We start from the raw sequence: 15,918 nt of genomic DNA on the forward strand, positions 1-15,918 counted from the left end.
ATATCGGACATCGATCAGCACTTCGAACGGCAAGATAGGTATGTGACTGGAGCGCGTCAATGGGTCGTGCGACAACTCGAGTGTTCGGAGCGGAGGGCGGCATGGGCGACTTCCGGCCAGTAGCGGATGCCCTGCTGTATCTGGCGGGGAGCTGGAGTCTAGAGCGATCGGTGCGCGATCTCGGGGGCACCGACGAGGGGACTTTCACCGGCATCACGACGTTCAGCCCGCTGGACGAAGGAGGCCCGCGCGGCCTGCTGCACCACGAGTCCGGCACCTTCGTCTGGCAGGGCGTCGCCCGCCCCGCCGAGCGCACGCTCCACTTCTTCCCGGGCCTCGCGCCGGGCACGGTGGACGTGCGTTTCGCGGACGGCCGCCCCTTCCACGATCTGGACCTGACCTCGGGCCGCTGGAGCACCGACCATCCCTGCGCGGCCGACCTCTACCGCGGCGAGTTCACGGTTCGCGGCACGGACCGCTGGCGGACGATGTGGCGCGTGGCGGGCCCGGCCAAGGACCTCGTCCTCACCACCGACTACACACGCGACCCACCGCAGGGCCGACCACGGTCCCAGTCACGGCCCGAGCCACGGGCCTAGCTGTGGCCCTAGCCGCGGGCCGACTGGGGGAACACGCCCTCGAAGCGCAGATTCCAGCGGCCCTTGCGGCCCGTGACCACGGTCGTGGACAACGGGCGGACGTCGAGGTTCCAGTAGGTCGAGGGGGGCGCCTTCAGGGCGTAGACGAGGGCCGCCCTGATGACCGAGGGCTCGGCGACGGCGACGATCTTGCCTCCGTCGTCGGCGGGCCGGGTGTCGAGCCAGCCGCCGACGCGCGAGACGAAGTCCAGCAGCGACTCCCCGCCGTGGGGTGTGGCGCGCGGATCGGCGAGCCAGGTGTCCACGGACTCGGGCTCCCGGGCCATCGCCTCGCCCAGGGTGAGTCCGCGCCAGCGGCCCATGTCGCAGTCGCGCAGGGCCAGCTGGACGAGCGGCCCGTAGCCGAGCGCGTCCCCGGTGGCCCGGCTGCGGGGCGTCGGTGAGCAGTAACGGAGCTCGGCCGCGGCCAGCGGCACCAGCTCCTGGGCGGCGCGCTGCACCTCGTCCCAGCCGGCCTGGTCCAGCGGCCGGTCGTCGTCGAAGCGTTCCGCGAGCAGCGGGGAGCTGCGCGCGGCGGCGACGAAGGTGACCCGAAGTTGCATGCGGCGATGGTGTGCCGGGAAAGTGGGCAGGTCAAGGGGCGTTACTCAGGAGTTACTGGGGTGGACGGCCACTCCCGCCCGTTCCCGCCCGATCGCCACAGAGGCTTTACGCCGACTCCACGGAGGCTTCACGCGAAGTGGAGCGCCATCCACTGATCGGGCTTGTCGAGCGGCCGGAAACCGATCTTCTGGTAGACGCCGTGCGCGTCGCTCGTCGCGAGCAGGATGCGGCGCACCCCGAGCGCCCCGAGGTGATCCCGCGCCTCGCGCACCATCGCCGTACCGATGCCCGTACCCCGCACCGACCGGTCGACGTACACATCGCACAGCCACGCGAAGAGCCCCTGATCGGTCACCACCCGCGCATACGCCACCTGCTCCCCCGACGCCGCGTCGTACACCCCGAAGTTCAGCGAGTGCGCGATCACGTCCTCGAACTTCTCCCGGGGCCGGTCCAGCGCCCAGTAGGCGTCGGTCGACAGCCAGCGGTGCACACGCTCGACATCGATCCGGGCGGGGTCGGTGGAGCATTCGTAGCCCTCGGGAAGGGCAGGTATGTCGTCGTTCATGGCGGGATGTTCACAGGTCGGGGCCGACGCTGTCGAACGGTTTTCCCGTGGGCCGCCCACCGCGGAACACCTCGTCACAGGCCGTACGCAGCCTCCGTACCCCCTCGCCGATCTCCCCCACTCCGGCCACCGCCGCGAAGCTCAACCGCACGTACGCGGCGGTGGGTTCGGCGCTGAAGTAGGGGCGGCCGGGGGTGATCGCGACGCCCGCGCGCAGTGCGGCGGCGACGAGGGAGGAGTCGTCGGCGCCGTCGGGCAGGCGCAGCCACAGGTGGTAGCCGCCCGACGGGATGTGCGGCAGGGACAGTTGGGGCAGACCGGTCAGCAGCGCGGATGTCATGGCGTCCCGGCGGGTCTTCAACTGCGTTGACACCGCGCGGAGATGACGTGGCCAGGCGGGCGAGCCCACGAGCTCCAGGGCCGCTTCCTGCAACGGGCGCGGGACGAAGAAGGTGTCGACGATCTGGATGGCGCGCAGCCGTTCCAGTACCGGGCCCCGGGCCGCGAGCGCGCTCACCCGGAAACTCGGTGAGGTCGCCTTGGTGAGCGAGCCGACGTGGACGACCACGCCGTCGGGGTCCTCGGCCGCGAGGGGACGCGGCAGCGGCGGCGCGTCCTCGTGCACCAGCCGCCGTACGAAGTCGTCCTCGATCACGAAGGCGCCGGCCTCGCGGGCGATCCTCAGCACCTCCGCGCGCCGCTGGGGCGCGAGCACGGCCCCGGTCGGGTTCTGGAACAGGGGCTGGCAGACGAACACGCGGGCGCCGGTCGCCCGGAACGCGTCGGCCAGCAGCGACGGGCGTACGCCGTCCGCGTCGACGGGGACCGGCACCGGACGCAGGCCGGCCGCGCGGGCGATCGCCAGCATCCCGGGGTAGGTGGGCGACTCGACCAGCACCGGGGCGCCGGGCGGGGCGAGGGCGCGCAGGGCTGTCGTCAGGGCGGCCTGACCGCCGGCCGTGATCAGTACCTCGGCCGCCGTGACGGCACCGCCGATGCCCCGCGCGAACCACTCACGCAGTTCCGGCAGCCCGTCCAGGGGCGGCCGACCCCACGCCCCCGGACGGCGTCCGGCACGCGACAGCGCCGCCGCCATCGCCCGCTCGGGCTGGAGTGAGGGATGCAGATAGCCGCCGTTGAACTCGATCACGCCGGGCGGCGGCGCGGCCAGCGAGACGACGACGCCGGCGGCGTCCACCGTGCGCGGTACGAGGTCGGCGGCGCCGTCCGCGCTAAGGGCGACCTCCTGCCAGGAGGTGTCGCCGGCGGGGGCGGACGCGGGGCGGGCCTCGGCGCGGTAGGCGCCGGCCCCCGGGCGGGTCACGACCAGGCCCTCGGCTGCCAGTTGGGCGAGCGCCCGGGAGACGGTCACCGGGCTCACCCGGAAGCGTTCCACCAGAGTGCGACTGGACGGCAGCTTTCCACCTGGAGAGTAGCGGTTCAGCTCCTGCCGTAGCTGGTTCGCCAGTTCACCGACACTGCTACGCTGCTGCATGAGAGCACACGATAGCGCTACCGCAACTACTCCGATAGCGGTCAACAGCCGCACAGCGGCCTCGGGGGCCCGATCGGTTCTCCCTGAGAAGTCCCCGGCCCGTCGCGCCGGGACCCTTCAGGCCGCTCTCGGTGTCACGGCCTTCTCGCTCACTTTCCCGGCGACGGCCTGGGGGCTGGAGGGCTTCGGTCCGTGGTCGCTGGTGGCCGTGCGGTCCGTTCTGGCGGCGGTCGTCGCGGGCGGCTGTCTGCTGGCGCTGCGTGTGCGGCCGCCCGCCCGCCGTCACTGGGCGGGGCTCGCGGTCGTCGCCGCCGGAGTCGTCCTCGGCTTTCCGCTTCTCACCACGCTCGCCCTCCGGACGTCGACCACCGCGCATGCCGCCGTCGTGGTGGGCCTGCTGCCGCTGACCACGGCCCTCTTCTCGGCGATACGCATGGGCACCCGGCCCTCGCGCACCTTCTGGGCGGCGGCCCTGGCAGGCGCCGCGGCCGTCCTCGCCTTCACCGTCCAGCAGAGCGGCGGCGCCCTGACCAGCGCCGACGCCTATCTCTTCGGCGCCCTGCTGATCTGCGCGGCCGGCTACACCGAGGGCGGCAGGCTGGCCCGGGTCATGCCGGGCTGGCAGGTCATCGGCTGGGCGCTGGTGCTGTGCCTGCCGCTCACCGCCCCGGCCGCCGCGCTGGCGCTGTCGCAGGAGCCCGTACTGCTCACCGCGCACAGCGTGCTCGGGCTGCTGTGGGTGGCGGCCGGGTCGCAGTTCCTCGGCCTGGTCGTCTGGTACCGGGGCATGGCAGCGATCGGGATTCCGAAGGCCAGCCAGTTGCAGCTGGCGCAGCCGCTGCTCACACTGGTGTGGTCGGTCCTGCTGCTGGGCGAGCAGCTGACACCGGCCGCTCCGCTGACTGCGGCGGCCGTGCTCGTCTGTATCGCCGTCACCCAGCGGGCCCGCGGCTGAGAGGAGGCCCGCAGATGCGCGCAACCGTGGGCGACCAGCTTGTCCAGCACGGCAGGGTGGTCGGCCAGCACGACCAGGTCACGGAAGTCGTCGAGGTCATGGGCCAGGAGGGCACTCCCCCGTACCGCGTCCGTTTCCCGGACGGGCACGAGGCAGTGATGTCCCCCGGTCCCGACTGCCAGGTCCGCCACAAGGACGCGGACCGTTAGCCAAGTACCGCTGAACGTCAGCGTGGTGGCATCGCCGGCTGCTGGTAGTGGTCGGCGACCACCTGCGCCATGGCCCCGTTCCGGTCGGCGCCCACCTCCTTCGCGGAGAAGAAGACGTGCCCCCGCGCCTCGGGGTAGCTCTGGGCCAGGGTCAGGTGCCGGGACAGCTCGGCCGGGTCCTGCCAGGCCGCGGGCTGCGCCGGGTCGCCCGCCTTGTACAGCGCCTCACCGACGTACAGCTTCGTCCCCGAGCCCTTCGCGACGCCCGCCCACCAGGGCAGCAGCTTGGCGTAGTCGGCGGCGGCGAAGCCGATGTTCCAGTAGATCTGCGGGCAGATGTAGTCGATCCAGTTCTGCCGCACCCATTTCCTGGTGTCCGCGTACAGGTCGTCGTACGTCTGCACACCCGCCCGGGTGTCCGAGCCGAGCGCGTCGGTCGCCGCGTTGCGCCACACGCCGAAGGGGCTGATCCCGAAGTCGGCGCCGGGGCGTACGGCCTTGATGCGGGCGGCCGTCTCCAGGACCAGCTTGTCGATGTTGTCGCGCCGCCAGGAGGCCCGGTCGGGGAAGGCCCCGCCGTACTTCGCGAACTCGGCGTCGTCGTCGAAGGTCTGGCCGGCAACCGGGTACGGGTAGAAGTAGTCGTCCCAGTGGACGCCGTCGATGTCGTACTTCCGCACCGCGTCGAGCATCGCGTCCTGGACGAAGCGGCGGACCTCCGGCAGACCGGGGTTGTAGTACAGCTTGCCGCCGTACGGCACCACCCAGTCCGGATGCCTGCGCGCCGGGTGGGAGGCGATGAGCTTGCTGGGGTCGGTGTTGTTGGCGACGCGGTACGGGTTGAACCAGGCGTGCAGTTCGAGACCGCGGGCGTGCGCCTCCTCGACCGCCGTGCCCAGCGGGTCCCAGCCGGGGTCCTTGCCCTGGGTTCCGGTGAGAACCTGGGACCAGGGCTCGTACGGCGAGGGCCACAGGGCGTCGGCGGTCGGGCGGACCTGGAGGAACACCGCGTTGAGGCGGCGGCTCACCGCCGTGTCGAGGTGGGTGATCAGCTCGGCGCGCTGCTGGGTCGCGCTCAGCCCCTGCTTGGACGGCCAGTCCCGGTTGGTGACCGTAGCCAGCCACATGCCCCGCAGTTCACGCGTCGCCTTCCTGCGCTTGCCGTCCGAGCCGTTCGCCCCGCTCGGCTCCGCGCCGGCCAGCGCGGCTCCCGCCACCGCCCCGCCTGCGACGAGCGTCGACAGGGCGGTCACCGCGAACGCCCGCCGTGACATGCGCGCGTGCCGCGCCTTCCCACTCATTCCCGTACCTCCGCTATGCGCTGTGTCGGACACGTCACAGACCGTCCGCACCCGTCCCGGGCCACACTCCCATGGGAGGCCCGGACAATCGGGCAATGGTCGCCGGAGGTAACGTGCAGGTTTGGCGCAGGCCCCGGACGGACGGAGGATCCCGGACGACGGCGGGCCCGCGGAGGCCGTACGGCCTGTGAAGTGGATCTCTGAAAGGGACGATGTGACGGACAGCCCAGCGGGAGAGATCTCGCGCGTCGGAGTTGTGGGCTGCGGCCAGATGGGAGCGGGCATCGCCGAGGTGTGCGCCCGCTCCGGGCTGGACGTGAAGGTCGCCGAGACCACCGGCGAAGCCCTGGAGTTCGGCCGCACCCGGCTGTTCAACTCCCTCTCGAAGGCGGCCGAACGCGGCAAGATCACCGAGGCGGAGCGGGACGAGACGCTGGCGCGGCTCAGCTTCACCACCGACCTCGGCGAGTTCGCCGACCGCGACCTGGTGATCGAGGCCGTCGTCGAGAACGAGCAGGTGAAGACGGAGATCTTCCAGGTGCTCGACCAGGTGGTGACCCGCCCGGACGCGATCCTCGCCTCCAACACCTCCTCGATTCCCCTGGTGAAGCTGGCGGTTGCCACCTCCCGGCCCGACCAGGTCGTGGGCATCCACTTCTTCAACCCGGCCCCGGTGCAGAAGCTCGTCGAGCTGATCCCGGCGCTCACCACCTCCGAGGGCACCCTCGCCCGCGCCCAGCTGTTCGCCGAGAAGCTCCTCGGCAAGCACGCGATCCGCGCCCAGGACCGCTCGGGCTTCGTGGTCAACGCCCTGCTGATCCCGTACCTGCTCTCCGCGATCCGGATGTTCGAGTCGGGCATGGCCAGCCGCGAGGACATCGACAACGGCATGGAGATGGGCTGCGCCCACCCGATGGGCCCCCTGAAGCTCTCCGACCTGATCGGCCTGGACACGGTCGCGTCGGTCGCCTTCTCGATGTACGAGGAGTACAAGGAGCCGCTGTACGCCGCTCCCCCGCTGCTCCAGCGCATGGTCGACGCGGGCCGGCTGGGCCGGAAGTCGGGCTCGGGCTTCTACACCTACGGGTAAATGTCACCCAGCGTCACATTTGGGCGTACGCGGGCCCGGCACTCCTCGGAGTGCCGGGCCCGCGGCATTCACACGCCGTGTGCGGACCGGACACGCATATGCCGCTCGCACACTCTCCCCGCGCGCTCACCAGGCGAGTTGACTCTTCATGCGCATGCAAGGGATGTGACGACTACGGAAAGGAGCGGACAAGTGACCGCCGATCCCGATCATCCCGTGGCTCATGGAGAACTCGCAGAGTTACGCCGTCGCCTCGATGTCGCGTACGCGCGCGTCGAGGGAGGGCTGGCCCTGCTCAGTCATCGCACGAAGGAGACGGACAAGGAAGTCGACGACCTGAGCACTCGCGTCGTCCACCTCGAACACGGCCGATGGCCACTGCCGGCCGTCGCGGCCCTCACGGCCCTCGGGGCGCTGGTGGTGACGGTCTGGCAGGTTCTCGGACACTGAGACATCCTAGGTGTCCTCGCCCAGCCTGAGATGGTGCAACAGCAGTAGCGCGGCCGCCATGTTGGCGGCCGGGACCTCCCCGCGGGCGACCATGTCGGGGACGAGTTTGAGCGGGATCCACTCCCGGCGGTCCGACTCGAAGTCGTCCACGGGGTGACCGATGTACTCACCCTCCTCGGCCCAGTAGATGTGGTGCCGGGCGTCGGTGAGCCCGTTGGACGGCTCGACGCTCATGAGATGCCGCAACGGTCCCGGTCGCCAGCCCGTCTCCTCCTCCATCTCCCTGGCGGCCGCGAAGGCGATGTCCTCGCCGTCCTCCACGACCCCGGCCGCGAGTTCCCACCCCCAGCTGTCGGTGATGAAACGGTGCCGCCAGAGCAGAAGTACCTCGTTGGCCTCGTTCACCACCGTCGCCACGGCCACGGGCCTCAGCCGTATCAGGAAGTGGTCGAGATGCCGCCCGTTCGGCAGCTCGACATCTGCGAGATTGACCCTGAACCAGCGGTTTTCATACACAGTTTGTTCGTTCTGTTTCGTCCACTGCACGGTTCTGCCACCTTCCGCCGAGTAGATGGCAATATCGCAGCAGGAGCGTGCCGACAGCAGGCGCACAGAATGTGGCTCACCGCGCGGATACCCGGGAATCCGCGCGCCAAGGGTGCCTGGAGAAGGGTGTCTAGAGCGGTACGCGCAGCGCCCCGTCGATCAGTTCGGCCGCCTCCGCCGTGCCCGCGCAGCCGTTGCGGACCAGGTGTTCGCGTACCGCCCGGAGTCTGTCCCGCAGTCGCTGGGACTCCATTCCGCGCGCCTGTTCGGCCATCTGCACCGCGGTGGCCACCGCCTTGTCCGCGTTGCCCCGGCGCAGCTCGATCTGGCTGAGCATGGCGAGCCGGTGCACTCTGCCCCGGTCGTGCGCCGGGGTGTCCACCGCCGCCGCCGCGTGCTCCCCCGCCGCCGCCAGATCGCCGAGGCTCAGCAGCGCCTCCGCCACCTGGACGTTGACCAACCCCGGCTGGACATAGCCGGTTTCGTCGGGTTCGTAACCGCGCCGGATGCGTTCGGCGGCCTGCTCGGCCCGCCGGATGCAGGACAGCGCGCTGCTGCCGTCGCCCAGGTGCGCGTACGCCTTGGCCTGCATCGCGTAGAGGTCGGAGGCGAGAGCCGGGGTGATGTGCTTGCCCGCGGCGCGCAGCGCGGCCTCCGCGAAGGCGACGGCCTGCCGGAACTCCCGCATGAAGAGCGCCTGGTTGACCAGCAGTCCGATGACGTATGCCCCAAGCCCCCGGTCCCCGCTGGCCTTTGCCAGCCGCAGCGCCTGGTGGAAGTAGCGCTGGGCGAGGCCGTGGGCATCGGAGTCGTACGCGCAGATGCCGGCGATGGCCACCAACCCGCCCGTGGCCCGGTGCAGTTGGCGCCCGGTGGCGTCGGTGTAGCTGCCGCGCAGCAGGGGCGCGGTCTCGGCGTTCAGGAAGCCGACGACCCGGGCGCGGGTCGCGATGCCGCCGGCCTTGCGGTACATCTGCTCGTAGTGGGCGCGGGCCGAGCGGAGCATCTCGATGTCGGCCATGCTGACCCGGTGTCTGCCGCCGCGTGACACGTCCACGTCCTCGGGCGGGTTCTCCCACTCCCACACCGGCATCACGGCGGGAGTGCCCGTCACCGCGGGGGCGCCGAGCAGGTGCGGGCGCTGCTGTTCGTCGGAGCGCCACAGCGCGGTCGCCCGCTCGACGAACCCGGACAGCGAGGTACCGGCCGAGCCGAGCGGACCGGCGGTGTCGCCCGCGACCCCGAGGCCGATGTCGTCCAGCCGGACCGGGCGGCGCAGCCGGTCGGCGAGCACCTCGCAGATCAGGTCGGGTACCTGGCCGCGCGGGCGCTGCCCCTTCAACCACCGGGCCACGGCGGTGTGTTCGTACCTCAGGGCGAGGCCACGCGCCCGGCCCGCCTGGTTCACATGGGCGGCGAGTCCCGCGTGCGAGATGCCCGCCTCGTCGAGGATCGCGTCGAGCAGGGTGTTGGGCTGCATGGAGGCCCTCCGGTGGCTCGGTGCCGACGGCGCACCTACCGTGTCCGTCAGCGTAGTGTGTCCGGCTTCACACGGGGTGTGATCGAAGTGCGCGAATTCGTAGCGTGTGCGCTCTGTCGCGGAGAGTTTCCACCGGGTTGACTGAAATGCCTCGCAAGAGGCCGCCGGGCCGCCGGCTCCCCCTCGTACAACGCGGCGGCCTGGCTCTTGCAAAGACCTGCGGCTCACGTGACCTGATGGGCCACCGGGGGTTCCTGCTGCTGTCTCGGGATGTGGCCGCGGTCGTTGCGCAGTACCAGTACGGCCACGTCGTCCGTCGGGTGGCCGCCGGCATGACGGAGGAGGCGGGAGAAGACGGCCCCGAGCACCGCCTCGGGCGAGACCGGGTGGGTACGGACCGCCTCGGCCAGGACTGCCGGGAGGGGGAAGAACCGGCCATGAGCGTCGCGGGCGTCCTCGACGCCGTCCGTGTGCAGCAACAGGGCCTCTCCCGGGAGCAGTTGGCCGAAGTGTTCGGCGGAGAGCTCGGCCGGCAGCGGGAAGGGTCCCAGCGGCGGCAGGGGTTCACCCGCCGTGAGTGCGCCGGCCCGGCCGCCGGCGAGCAGATACGGCGCCGGATGCCCGCAGTTGAAGGCCCGCATCTCGCCGTCCCCGCGGATCTCCAGGAGCAGGACGGTGACGAACTCCTCGGCGACCGGACTGTCGGGGTCCAGCGCGGCCGTCGGTCCCGCCGAGGGATGCTGGGCGCGTGCCCGCTCGCCGAGATGCCGGGCCAGCGCCCGCTCCAACCGCCGCAGTACGCTGCCGAGTTCGGCCTCGTCGTGGACGGCCTCACGGAAACTGCCGAGTACGGCCGCGACGGTCCCGATGGCGGCGATGCCGTGTCCGCGCACATCGCCCATCACGACCCGTACGCCGTGCTCGGTGGCGATGACCTCGTACAGGTCCCCGCCGACCACGGCGCCCCGGTCGGCGGACAGTTGGGCGGCGGCGACCCGCAGGCCGTCGATGCGCTGCGGCAGCGGACGCAGCAACACGCTCTGTGCCGCCCCGGCGATCTGCCGGGCGGCCCTCAACTCACGCAGAAGCGCCCAGCGGACATGGAGTACGAGCCCGGTCCCGACGGCGAAGAAGACGGCGCTGGTGATGATCCGCGCCCCGAGCCCGTTCTGCTGGGCGATCGGACAGGCCAGCTTGTACGTGATCGCACCGGCCCCCCACACCGTGGGCAGCGCCATCGCGAGCACCCGCCGCAGGGGCCGGCGCCCGACATGCCTGGCGGGCCGGCGCTCGGGCGGCCGACGCTTCCGCCGGCATCCCGGCCCCGCCCTCCCGAGCCGGAACCCGCACCTCCGCCCCACGAGCGCGGCCCGCAGCCGCCCTGTCCGGAGCCGAGCCCCACAGGAAACCCGAGCCTTGATACGGATCATGCCGATGGCCCCCCAGTCAGGCCCTGACAACACAAATCGGACCGGCCTCGAAAGACCGGTCCGATTCTGTCGACCACATGCCCCGAAGGGACCAGATCGCCCCAACTTGCCACTCAAACGAGTGAAGTGACCGAACCGCAGGGGCGCGGGGAACTGCGCGACCAGCCACAACGAACCCGCAGCCGACACCCAGCCCCCAACGCACCAACGGGGCTAGCTACGCAACACCGCTCCCGTACGTTCCCCCGCGAGAGCAACCGCCGCATCGCGAGCAGCCGAAGCCTCGTCAACGGTCAGCGTCCGATCGGCAGCCCGGAACCGCAACGCATAGGCAAGAGACTTCCGCCCCTCCCCCAACTGCTCGCCGCTCTCGTACACGTCGAACAGCCGCAGGGACTCCAGCAGTTCCCCCGCACCCTCCCGCAGCGCCTCCTCGACGTCCGCGTGCGGAACCTCGCGCGCGACGACCAGGGCGACATCCTGGGTGGCAACCGGGAACGTGGAGATCTTCGGGCCCTTGGGCACGCCCGAACTCGCCGCTTCCAGCTTGTCCAGGTTCAGCTCCATCGCACAGGTGCGCGCGGGCAGATGCAGAGCCTTCAGAACGCGCGGGTGCAGCTCGCCTGCGTACCCGATCACCTGCTCCGTGCCGTCGACGACCACGGCCAGCTCGGCGCAGCGGCCGGGGTGCCACGGGCCGTACTGGCCCGCGCGGACGAGGAGTTCGGTGCCGGCCTCGTGGGCCAGGCTCCGCGCCGCCTCGATCGCGTCGGCCCAGTCGGCCGGGCGGCCCTTGCCCCACCAGCCGGCCTGCTCACGGCCGCCCGCGAGGACGACGGCGGCGTGCCGGGGCTGGACGGGGAGCGCGGCTGTGAGGGACGCGACCTCCTCGTCCGTGGGACGCCGGTCGACCGGCAGCCGCCCGGCGATCAGCAGCTCGTCCTGCGGGTGGAAGACGAGGCCCGTCTCGAACAGGGCCAGGTCGTGGCTGCCCCGCCCGTCGTTGCGGCGCAGCGCGCCGAGCAGGCCCGGCAGCAGCGTCGTACGGAGCGCGGGCTCCTCGTCGGAGAGCGGGTTGGCCAGCTTGACGACCTTGCGCTTCGGGTCGTCGGCGGCCAGGCCCAGCTGGTCGAAGACGTGCTCGCCGATGAACGGGTAGTTCAGCGCCTCGACGTAGCCCGCCCCGGCCAGCGCGCGACCGACGCGGCGGTGCAGGCGCTGCCGGTCGGTGAGGCCGCGGCCCGCGGGGGGCTTGGGCAGGGTGGAGGGCAGGTTCTCGTAGCCCTCCAGCCGGATGACCTCTTCGGCGAGGTCGTTCGGGTCCGTCAGGTCGGGGCGCCAGGACGGGACGGTGACGAGCAGCTCGTCCTTCCCGTACACGTCGCAGCCCACCTCCTGGAGGCGGCGTACGACGGTCTCGCGGCCGTACTCGACGCCCGCGACCTTGTCCGGGTGGTTCGCCGGGATGGAGATCGTGCGCGGCGCGGACGGGGAGATGACCTCGGTGACGCCCGCGTCGGCGGTGCCGCCGGCGAGGAGGACCAGGAGGTCGACCGTGCGCTGGGCGGCGGCCGAGGCGGCCTGCGGGTCGACGCCGCGCTCGAAGCGCTTGGACGCCTCGGAGGCCAGCTTGTGACGCCGGGCCGTGCGCGCGATGGTGATCGGGTCGAAGTGGGCGGCCTCGATGACGACCTCGGTGGTGGTGCCCTCGGTGTCGTCGATCTCGGTGTTGGCGCCGCCCATGACGCCCGCGAGGCCGATGGCGCCCCGGTCGTCGACGATGAGCAGGTCCTCGGCGTCCAGCGTGCGCGTGACCCCGTCGAGGGTGGTGAGCTTCTCGCCCGGCTCGGCCCGGCGTACGCCGATCGCGCCCTGGACGCGGGAGCGGTCGTAGGAGTGCAGGGGCTGGCCCAGCTCCAGCATCACGTAGTTGGTGATGTCGACGGCGAGCGAGATCGGGCGCATGCCCGCCTTCTGGAGGCGGCGCCTGAGCCAGATCGGGGACTGCGCGTCCGGGTCGAGCCCGGTCACCGTGCGCGCGGTGAAGCGGTCGCAGGCGAACGGGTCGGCGACCTCGACCGGGTAGCCGTACGCGTTCGGCGCCGGTACGTCGAGCAGGGCCGGGTCGCGCAGCGGCAGACCGTAGGCGATGGCCGTCTCGCGGGCGATGCCGCGCAGCGAGAGCGCGTAGCCGCGGTCGGGCGTGACGGCGATGTCGAGGACCTCGTCGACGAGCTGGAGCAGCTCGATGGCGTCGGTGCCGACCTCGTGCTCCGGCGACAGGACGATGATGCCGCCGCTGCCGTCGTCGCCCATGCCCAGCTCGTCGCCGGAGCAGATCATGCCGTGGGAGGTGTGGCCGTACGTCTTGCGTGCGGCGATGGCGAAGTCGCCGGGCAGGACGGCGCCCGGGAGGACCACGACGACCTTGTCGCCGACGGCGAAGTTACGGGCGCCGCAGACGATCTCCTGGGGCTCACCGGTGCCGTTGGCGGTGCCGACGTCGACCGTGCAGAAGCGGATCGGCTTCTTGAAGCCCTCCAGCTCCTCGATGGTCAGCACCTGGCCGACGACCAGCGGGCCCTTGAGGCCGGCGCCGACCTGCTCGACGGTCTCGACCTCGAGGCCGACCGTGATGAGCTTCTCCTGGACGTCCCGGCCGGTCTGAGTCGCCGGCAGGTCGACGTACTCCCGCAGCCAAGAAAGCGGGACCCGCATCAGATCTCCATCCCGAACGGCCGGGTGAACCGGACGTCACCCTCGACCATGTCTCGCATGTCTTCGACGTTGTGGCGGAACATCAGCATCCGCTCGATGCCGAACCCGAAGGCGAATCCGCTGTACTTCTCGGGGTCGACGCCGCACGCGACGAGCACGCGCGGGTTGACCATGCCGCAGCCACCCAGCTCGATCCAGCCCTCACTGGAGCAGGTCCGGCAGGGGCGGTCGGGGTTGCCGACGGACGTGCCCTTGCAGACGTAGCAGAGCATGTCCATCTCGGCGGACGGCTCGGTGAAGGGGAAGTAGTTGGGCCGCAGCCGCGTCTTCATGTCCGAGCCGAAGAGGGACTGGACCATGTGGTCCATGGTGCCCTTGAGGTCGGCCATGGTCAGGCCCTCGTCGATGGCGAGGAGCTCGATCTGGTGGAAGACGGGGGTGTGCGTGGCGTCCAGCTCGTCCGTGCGGTACACGCGGCCGGGGCACACGATGTAGACCGGCGGCTCCCGGTCGAGCATGGAGCGGGCCTGCACGGGCGAGGTGTGCGTGCGCAGTACGACACCTGACTCGTCGCCGGTGGTCCCCTCGGGGCCCTCGACGAAGAAGGTGTCCTGCATCTGCCGGGCCGGGTGGTCCGGGGTGAAGTTCAGGGCGTCGAAGTTGAACCATTCCGCCTCGACCTCGGGGCCCTCGGCGACCTCGTACCCCATGGAGACGAAGACGTCCGCGACGCGCTCCATGAACGTGGTCAGCGGGTGGCGGGCGCCGGCCGGTACGCGGTCGTACGGCAGTGTGACGTCCACCGCCTCCTCGACCAGCACGCGGGTGTCCCGCTCGGCCTCCAGCTCGCTCTGGCGGCCGGCGAGCGCCTTGCTGACGGCGCCCCTGGCCTGGCCGACGAGCTTGCCGGCCGCCGCCTTGGCCTGCGGGGGCAGCGCGCCGATCTCGCGGTTGGCGAGGGCCAGCGGCGAGGTGCCGCCGGTGTGGGCGACCTTGGCCTCCTGGAGTGCGTCGAGGGAGTCCGCGGCGGCGAAGGCGGCGAGCGCCTCGTCCCGCATGCGCTCGATCTCTTCCGGTTTCAGGGCCTCGACCTCTACAGGGTCGTACGACTTGTTCGGTGCCGACATCTCTTCCCGTGCTTCCGGTTGGCTGGCTGATGGTCCCCGTCTACGGCTCGGAGACGAATGGTCCACAGAGAGGGACGCAAAGGTGCCAAAGGCCGAGTCTAACGGGGGTGAGGTGGAGGTACGCGCCCGTGGGGCCTCGTCGGCGTTACTGCAGGTACGCCGGGGTGCTCACGGGCAGCGTAAATCGGAACTCGGCGCCGCCGCCGGGGGCGCGGCCGACCGTGATGAAGCCGCCGTGCGCCTCGACGATGCCCTTGACGATGTACAGCCCGAGGCCGGTGCCGCCGCGCTTGCTGCCCCGCCAGAAGCGGGTGAAGACGCGGTTCATGGACTCCTCCGGGATGCCGGGCCCCTCGTCGCTCACCGTGACCGACGTGGCCGTGTTCTGGTCGGCGTCCCCTTCACGCGGGGAGAGCGCGGCCGTGACGTCGATTGTGACGGTTCCCTCGCCGTGGCGCACCGCGTTTTCCAGCAGGTTGCTGAGCACCTGGTCGATCTTGTCGGGGTCCGCCCAGAGCGCGGGCAGGGGCTGCTCTATCCGGAGCAGGAACCGGTCGGCGGGCTGCCCGGCCGCCACGTACGCCTGGATGTGCCGTCCGACGGCGGCGCCCATGTCGACGGGCTGGCGGCGCACTTCGAGGCGTCCGGAGTCGATGCGAGAGATGTCGAGCAGTTCGGCGATGAGCCGGGTGACGCGGTTGGCGTCGGCGTCGACGGTGGACAGCATCAGTTTCTTCTGGTCGTCGGTGAACCGTTCCCACTTCGCGAGGAGGGTCGCGGTGAAGCCCTTGACCGAGGTGAGCGGCGAGCGCAGTTCGTGGGCCACGGTGGCGATCAGCTCGGCATGGCTGCGCTCGGTACGGCGGCGGGCCTCGGTGTCACGCAGGGAGACGACGACCCGGCGGATCGGTCCGGTGGGGTGCGTACGGAGGTAGCGCGCCGAGACGAGCACCTCGCGCCCGCCGGGCAGCAGCAGGTTCCGCTCGGGCTGGCCGTTCCTGATCGCGAGTCCGCCGTAGGGGTCGGTCAGCTGCCACCAGCGGCGCCCCTCCAGATCCTCTAAAGGGAGAGCCCGGTCGAGCCCGAGGCCCAGGGCGTCGGCTGCGGGGACGGCGGTGATGCGCTGGGCGGCGGCGTTGAAGCAGATCACCCGGCCGCCCTCGTCGGCGACGACGAGTCCGTCGGGCAGGTCGTCGGGGTCGATGCCCAGCTCGGCGCCGAATCCGGTCCGGAATCCGGCTCCGGGCCCGGCGGGATCACCGTGCGGGGAGGCGGGTTCGCTCCGCAATTCCCATGCCCCCAGTGTTCCGCTCGTGCCGACAGTCATCCCCGTACCCCACCTCTCGA

15 protein-coding genes are annotated in these 15,918 nt (G+C 71.3%); 5 read left to right on the top strand and 10 right to left on the bottom strand.

Going from position 1 to position 15,918, the window contains the following annotated elements; genetic code table 11:
* The first annotated feature begins 101 nt into the window (after nucleotides 1-101).
* A complete protein-coding gene (locus OG241_RS11215; RefSeq protein WP_405815073.1) occupies nucleotides 102-599 on the top strand; it encodes a DUF6314 family protein in 498 nt (165 codons plus the stop codon).
* A gap of 8 nt (nucleotides 600-607) precedes the next feature.
* Here the strand turns inward: OG241_RS11215 and OG241_RS11220 are convergent, their stop codons facing one another.
* The 3 genes from OG241_RS11220 to OG241_RS11230 all read right to left on the bottom strand — a co-directional run bounded on the left by OG241_RS11220 (nucleotide 608) and on the right by OG241_RS11230 (nucleotide 3,265).
* Entirely contained in the window at nucleotides 608-1,201 is a 594-nt protein-coding gene (locus OG241_RS11220; protein WP_405815074.1) for a histidine phosphatase family protein, read from the bottom strand.
* 128 nt (nucleotides 1,202-1,329) lie between these two features.
* Nucleotides 1,330-1,770, bottom strand: a complete 441-nt coding sequence (locus OG241_RS11225) for a GNAT family N-acetyltransferase (RefSeq protein WP_405815075.1) — start codon at nucleotides 1,768-1,770, stop codon at nucleotides 1,330-1,332.
* A gap of 10 nt (nucleotides 1,771-1,780) precedes the next feature.
* Nucleotides 1,781-3,265 carry a PLP-dependent aminotransferase family protein gene (locus tag OG241_RS11230; protein ID WP_405815076.1) on the bottom strand — a complete coding sequence of 495 codons (1,485 nt, stop codon included), beginning with the start codon at nucleotides 3,263-3,265 and terminating at the stop codon, nucleotides 1,781-1,783.
* On the opposite strand from OG241_RS11230, the gene OG241_RS11235 reads away from it, so the two are divergent.
* Together OG241_RS11235 and OG241_RS11240 are read left to right on the top strand one after the other, a co-directional pair.
* A complete protein-coding gene (locus OG241_RS11235; RefSeq protein WP_405815077.1) occupies nucleotides 3,264-4,220 on the top strand; it encodes a DMT family transporter in 957 nt (318 codons plus the stop codon). The genes OG241_RS11230 and OG241_RS11235 overlap by 2 nt on opposite strands.
* Nucleotides 4,221-4,234: 14 nt before the next feature.
* A complete protein-coding gene (locus OG241_RS11240; protein WP_405815078.1) occupies nucleotides 4,235-4,429 on the top strand; it encodes a DUF1918 domain-containing protein in 195 nt (64 codons plus the stop codon).
* A gap of 17 nt (nucleotides 4,430-4,446) precedes the next feature.
* On the opposite strand, the gene OG241_RS11245 is transcribed toward OG241_RS11240, so the two are convergent.
* The gene (locus tag OG241_RS11245; protein ID WP_405815079.1) at nucleotides 4,447-5,730 is read right to left on the bottom strand and encodes a glycoside hydrolase family 10 protein; all 1,284 of its coding nucleotides are present in this window, start codon (nucleotides 5,728-5,730) and stop codon (nucleotides 4,447-4,449) included.
* Nucleotides 5,731-5,944: 214 nt separating this feature from the next.
* On the opposite strand from OG241_RS11245, the gene OG241_RS11250 reads away from it, so the two are divergent.
* Together OG241_RS11250 and OG241_RS11255 are read left to right on the top strand one after the other, a co-directional pair.
* Entirely contained in the window at nucleotides 5,945-6,820 is an 876-nt protein-coding gene (locus OG241_RS11250; protein ID WP_405815081.1) for a 3-hydroxybutyryl-CoA dehydrogenase, read from the top strand.
* A gap of 192 nt (nucleotides 6,821-7,012) precedes the next feature.
* Complete coding sequence (locus tag OG241_RS11255; protein ID WP_405815082.1) at nucleotides 7,013-7,270, top strand: hypothetical protein; 258 nt, start codon at nucleotides 7,013-7,015, stop codon at nucleotides 7,268-7,270.
* A gap of 6 nt (nucleotides 7,271-7,276) precedes the next feature.
* Here the strand turns inward: OG241_RS11255 and OG241_RS11260 are convergent, their stop codons facing one another.
* The 6 genes from OG241_RS11260 to OG241_RS11285 form a co-directional block, all read right to left on the bottom strand.
* Nucleotides 7,277-7,816: an NUDIX hydrolase gene (locus OG241_RS11260; RefSeq protein ID WP_405815083.1), complete on the bottom strand. Its 540-nt coding sequence runs from the start codon at nucleotides 7,814-7,816 to the stop codon at nucleotides 7,277-7,279.
* A gap of 130 nt (nucleotides 7,817-7,946) precedes the next feature.
* Entirely contained in the window at nucleotides 7,947-9,296 is a 1,350-nt protein-coding gene (locus OG241_RS11265; protein ID WP_405815084.1) for a transcriptional regulator, read from the bottom strand.
* Between the two features lie 224 nt (nucleotides 9,297-9,520).
* On the bottom strand, nucleotides 9,521-10,534 hold the full coding sequence (locus OG241_RS11270; RefSeq protein ID WP_405815085.1) for a PP2C family protein-serine/threonine phosphatase: 1,014 nt from the start codon (nucleotides 10,532-10,534) through the stop codon (nucleotides 9,521-9,523).
* A gap of 405 nt (nucleotides 10,535-10,939) precedes the next feature.
* Nucleotides 10,940-13,444, bottom strand: a complete 2,505-nt coding sequence (pheT, locus tag OG241_RS11275) for a phenylalanine--tRNA ligase subunit beta (RefSeq protein WP_405815086.1) — start codon at nucleotides 13,442-13,444, stop codon at nucleotides 10,940-10,942.
* Complete coding sequence (pheS, locus tag OG241_RS11280) at nucleotides 13,444-14,571, bottom strand: phenylalanine--tRNA ligase subunit alpha (protein WP_405815087.1); 1,128 nt, start codon at nucleotides 14,569-14,571, stop codon at nucleotides 13,444-13,446. Before pheS ends, pheT begins: the two co-directional genes overlap by 1 nt.
* Before the next feature lie 145 nt (nucleotides 14,572-14,716).
* Nucleotides 14,717-15,898, bottom strand: coding sequence for an ATP-binding protein (locus OG241_RS11285; protein WP_405815088.1), 1,182 nt, complete (start codon nucleotides 15,896-15,898; stop codon nucleotides 14,717-14,719).
* Nucleotides 15,899-15,918: the final 20 nt, after the last annotated feature.

The organism is Streptomyces sp. NBC_01390, from assembly GCF_045040105.1.
Taxonomy (GTDB): domain Bacteria; phylum Actinomycetota; class Actinomycetes; order Streptomycetales; family Streptomycetaceae; genus Streptomyces.